The 2,909-nt window shown below is 73.0% G+C and carries 5 protein-coding genes; all 5 read right to left on the bottom strand.

What is annotated here, in order from left to right; genetic code table 11:
* Positions 1–93 precede the first annotated feature (93 nt).
* Positions 94–1,092 carry a hypothetical protein gene (locus tag AB1609_19845; protein ID MEW6048697.1) on the bottom strand — a complete coding sequence of 333 codons (999 nt, stop codon included), beginning with the start codon at positions 1,090–1,092 and terminating at the stop codon, positions 94–96.
* A 1-nt stretch (position 1,093) separates the two neighbouring features.
* Positions 1,094–1,573, bottom strand: a complete 480-nt coding sequence (locus AB1609_19840) for a hypothetical protein (GenBank protein ID MEW6048696.1) — start codon at positions 1,571–1,573, stop codon at positions 1,094–1,096.
* A complete protein-coding gene (locus AB1609_19835) occupies positions 1,552–1,914 on the bottom strand; it encodes a hypothetical protein (protein MEW6048695.1) in 363 nt (120 codons plus the stop codon). Before AB1609_19835 ends, AB1609_19840 begins: the two co-directional genes overlap by 22 nt.
* Positions 1,911–2,450 (bottom strand): hypothetical protein, encoded by a 540-nt coding sequence (locus AB1609_19830; protein MEW6048694.1) that lies wholly within the window; start codon positions 2,448–2,450, stop codon positions 1,911–1,913. Before AB1609_19830 ends, AB1609_19835 begins: the two co-directional genes overlap by 4 nt.
* On the bottom strand, positions 2,447–2,909 hold a 463-nt coding region (locus AB1609_19825; GenBank protein ID MEW6048693.1), incomplete at its 5' end, for a hypothetical protein. The genes AB1609_19830 and AB1609_19825, both read right to left, overlap by 4 nt.

The raw sequence follows: 2,909 nt of genomic DNA, 5'->3' as shown, positions 1-2,909 counted from the left end.
CCCCGGAACCTGCGCGGGAAGGAACGCTGCACATCACTGATCCTCACTTCTCCCATCTCCTTTCGTTGCACCCCGCTTCGCAGCGGGGCGTGTTCATGGACCCGCGTCCCAGGACTCGAGGGATACCTGCCCTCCCCAGTCCCGCAGCCAGGCCTCACCCCAGGGTCGACCCGCCACTTCGGGCAGCACCCGGCACAGCCTCTGCGGGAAAACGACGTCGAACGACACCTCGTCCTGGCACGTCACCTCCCCTTCCACCACGGTTACCCGTACAGTCACCCGGCCCACGCCTGCAGGGCGGTACAACACGCCCCAGGGCTGGGGCTCCAGCAGCCCCGGCCCCGACACCAGCTCGAAAACGGCCTCCGGAGGCACCGCCTGCCTGGCCCCCGCGGGGCCGTAGACGACGGCCGTGAACGGCACAGCACGCGCGGAATCGGCGGAGCTCAGCCGGGGACTCAGCCGCACCAGCGGCGGGTCAACCCGGTAGTCCCCCACCTCCACCGGCAGGTACTGGCACGAGGACACGGGGGCGGACGCCTGCGCGCTCGCCAGACCCGAGACCCACACGGCGACGCGGCCGGGCGAACCTCCCCGGAACAGCCCCGGCGGCTCCACGGCACCATTCCCCGGCAGGGCCGGGTCGGGGACAACCTCCCACGACGGCTCCAACCCGCCCATGGGCACCGGGGCGGGGCCAGAGAGGCCGTCCGGGGAAAAGTTGTCCTCCACCCAGGCGTACAGCCCGGCGGCGAGGCCGGGCGGCACCGGCAGGTCGGGGCCCGATACCCGGGCCAGGCGGGCCCGGGTTTCCAGCACGTATCCCACCGCAGTCTCCTGCAGGCCGAGCACGGCGGGCACGGTTTCCCGGGCGGAGGGCTGCTCCAGGGTCAGGAAGGCGCCGTCGGAGGCCAGGCGCCACCTGGCCCACTCCAGCGCACCCCGCGCGGCCCGGAGCGCTGACTCCTCCGAACGGGCCCAGGCCGAGCCTCGCACGGCCTGATCCGCCACGGACAGGGCCGACCAGGCGGCAGCCGCAGCGATTACCAGGCACAGCACCAGGGCTGCTGCCACCACCTGACCGCGGCGCACCTCAACCACCTCCCAGCAGGGCAAACTCGCGGTCCCACTGCCAACCGGCGCCCTCGGCGTGAACGGCAAGCACACCGCGGCGCAGCGAGAACGACACAAGAGACACCCTGCCCGCGAGCACGCGGGCGACTTTCCCGTCGTCCGCCACCAGGTCGGAGCCGGAGAGCAGGAAAGTGACCTGCCGCGCGACCCCGCCGCGGTAGGCCGTTCGCCAGGTCAGCCGGACGGCATCCGGCCTGCCGGTGCCCGCGGGGTCCACCGTCACGCCCTCGGGAGGCGTGGAGGCGGCCACCCGCGCGAGCACGGCTTCGAACGCATCCAGTTCGGCCACCGCCACGCGGTCCGAGGACTTCAGCACCTGGCCGAGCAGGGTGCCGGCCGGTACGAGCAGCAGGGCGCCCAGCACCACCGCCAGCACCGCCTCGAAGAGCACCGAACCCCGCCGCAGAGCCAAGGCAATCACCTCGCTTTCAGCGTGCACGCCCGCGCCCGCTCGATCCCCCGGGGGTCGCGCACGGTTGCCGTCAGGCGCTGCAATCCCGAGTCTGGGTACCCTGGGTCGAAGGCGGGCGAGAGGCCCGGGCCGTAGTACGCCACCTCGACCTCAAGCGACCAGCCACGGAGGTTGGACACGCCCGAAAGGTCATAGGCGGGGCCGTACTCCTGGGCCAGGCACTCGGACAGGGCCGACGCCGCCAGCCGCCGGGCGTAGCCCGCGTCGCCGGCCGCGCGGCCGGCTACCAGGGCCTCTGAAGCCGCCGCCGACACCACGACCAGGGCGCCCGCCAGCGCCACCGCCAGGACGGACCAGACCAGCCTCACGGGGCCTCCACCCCCTTCCTGCTCGGGAAGAGCACCTCCAGCGTCACCGGTGACGGGCCCGGGAGAACCTGCAGCGAGGGCAGCCGCACCTGGGCGGGCAGCGGGCCCTTCTCCAGCGCCTCCACCAGGCGCAGCAGGCCGTCCGTGTCCGGGACCACCGCTGACACCTCCACGGCCAGGTCCCGGCGCAAGGCGGATTCCCCTGCGGATAAGCTGCCGAGCGCCACCCGGGACAGCGACGCCCCGGACGACAGGGCGGCCAGGTACACCTGCTCGACCACGTCGGCCGCTTTCAGCGATTCGGGCAGCGACGCCGTTGCCTCTCTCAGCCGCGCCTCAGCCTCCTCTCGGGCCCTCTCGAGTTCGGCCACCGTGGCCGCCGGCGTCTCCCGGGCGGAGGCCAGGACGTGGGCCTGCTCGCGCAGGGATACCTCCGCCTGCCGCCAGTCCAGGTACCACCGCACGGCCATGGCTGCCACGGCCACCTGGGCCAGGAGGAAGAAGAGGGCAAACAGCCGGTACGCCCGCCGCGTCACGGCGACCACCCCACCTTCAACTCGAACCCGGCGCCGCCCTCCGGGCCCACCGACACCTGCCCCAGGTACGGCCGGAAAAAGGGCACCCGCTCCAACCGCCGGGCAAACCCCAGCACATCGCCCAGCGAAGGGGCAGTGCCCTGGATGCTCACCACCCAGCCCCCGCCGTCAGGGCTTCGCACGGCGCCCAGGTGCGAAAGCGCCACCGCGCCGGCCCGGGCGGACAGCTGCTCATACAGCGCCCTCCAGTCCGGCCGCGGGTCGCGGGGCTCCAGCAGCTTTTGCACCTCTTCCACCTGGGCCTTAAGCTGCTTCACCTGTTCCGCCTGCCGCTGCACCCTGGCCACCTCGGCCGCCTGCGCCTGGACCCGGGTCTGGGCCTTCGCCAGCATGCCGTTCACGCGGGCCCAACCCACGGCGAGCCCGAAGACCTCGAGCGCGAGCACGAGGACCATGGCG

The sequence above is a fragment of the Bacillota bacterium genome (assembly GCA_040754675.1).
Classification (GTDB): domain Bacteria; phylum Bacillota; class Limnochordia; order Limnochordales; family Geochordaceae; genus Geochorda.
Note: the sequence above shows the minus strand (reverse complement) of the source record. Positions and strands in the feature narration are given on the sequence as shown.